This window comes from Alcanivorax sp. HI0044 (assembly GCF_001634945.1).
Genome location: NZ_LWEZ01001564.1, coordinates 1 through 1,503, shown reverse-complemented (window position 1 = coordinate 1,503; position 1,503 = coordinate 1). Strand labels below are relative to the sequence as shown.

The 1,503-nt window shown below is 57.8% G+C and carries 2 protein-coding genes; one reads left to right on the top strand and one right to left on the bottom strand.

The genetic code is table 11. From position 1 onward, the window contains the following. Positions 1-291, bottom strand: a 291-nt coding sequence (locus tag A3730_RS23595) for a VC0807 family protein (protein WP_304439529.1), incomplete at its 3' end; no start/stop codon positions are given. 165 nt (positions 292-456) lie between these two features. On the opposite strand from A3730_RS23595, the gene A3730_RS23590 reads away from it, so the two are divergent. Continuing rightward, a complete protein-coding gene (locus tag A3730_RS23590; protein WP_369819062.1) occupies positions 457-1,311 on the top strand; it encodes a PHP domain-containing protein in 855 nt (284 codons plus the stop codon). The last annotated feature ends 192 nt before the right edge of the window (positions 1,312-1,503 follow it).

Genomic DNA, 1,503 nt, shown 5'->3' with positions numbered 1-1,503 from the left:
CAGCTCCATCAGACTGATGCCGCCGGTAAGCATAATGCTGACGATGCCCAAGCCAGAGAAGAAATTGGCCTTGCCGTTCTGCAGGAAATCGCGCAGGCCGTAGAGCAAGGGGAAGGCCAGCGCCACCACAATGGCCCACTTGGTGCCCAGCCAGTCATCCCCGGAGAGTTTGGCCAGGATCAGGGCCGGAATCACGATATTGATCAGCAGGTTGGCCAGCAAGCTTTCCTGCTTTGGTGGCATGGCGCTGGCTGGCTTGCCGTTCTGTTCCGGGATGTTGCTTTCGCTCATTCGAGATTCCGTTTGATCAGTTTATGGCAGCCGGAGGGCGTTAAAGATGCCGGTGAAGGGCTCAAAAATGCTACCCTGCGCCTTGATTCCCGTCGTCAGCCTGTCGCAGTGAGCGTCTGTGACGCATGGGAGTCACGGCAGACACATCGAGAACCTTGAGAGGATCTGGCTATTTCTTGTAACCACACAATCGACCTGCACAGTCACAGTACAGCGTCGGACGGTATTCTAAGCCCTGCAGCGCTGGTGTCGAGGGCTGCGGACTATGGCGTAACCTGTCTGGCCCTGACTGACCACGATACCCTGGCCGGGTTGCCTGAAGCCCATGAGGCTGCCCGTCAGCACGACATCAGCCTGGTGAATGGTATCGAACTGTCTGTGCGTCACGAAAACCGGGAATATCATGTGCTTGGATTGTGGCTGGATACCGGTTGTGGTCAGTTACAGGAAAGGGTCGCAGCCCAGCAGGAGGCACGGGTAAATCGTGCCCGGGAGATTGGTCGCCGTCTGGATCGCGCAGCCACACTGGCCAACAGTTATGAGCGCACCTGTGAACTGGCGGGCACCGATGCGCCTGGGCGTCCTTTGTTTGCCCGTTTTCTTGAAGAAGCGGGCAGGGTGCGCAACCACCGGCATGCCTTCAACCGCTATCTGAAGCAGGGGCAATCCGCTTTTGTGGCGACGCCCTGGTGCGCTCTGGAAGAGGCCATTGCCGATATTCATGCTGCCGGCGGCACCGCGGTACTGGCTCATCCGCAGGCCTACGGGATGACGCGCAAGAAACTGCGCCAGTTTCTTGCCCATTTCAAGGAAGCCGGCGGCGACGGCCTGGAAGTGGCCATGCCCGGGCTCTCCCCGCAACAGACCGCGTTGCTGGATGAATGCTGGCAACACTTTGATCTGCAGGTGTCCGCCGGATCGGATTTCCATTCGCCGGAGCAGAAATGGCTGGCGTTGGGGCGATTGCCGCCGGTGCCCAAAGGCGCCAGGCCGGTGTGGGAAGGGAGGCTAACCAGCTGACAATTGATAGTGGACAGTTGGCAGCTAAAACAATAGGTTGCGTCAATGTTTTGACGTTACCTGTCAATTATTAATTATCAACTACCAACTGAAGTTATGACCGACGTTATCTACATCCATCCCGAAACACCCCAGCCCCGCCTGATTAGACAGGCCGTGGACGTCATTCGTAACGGTGGGCTGATTGCCTAC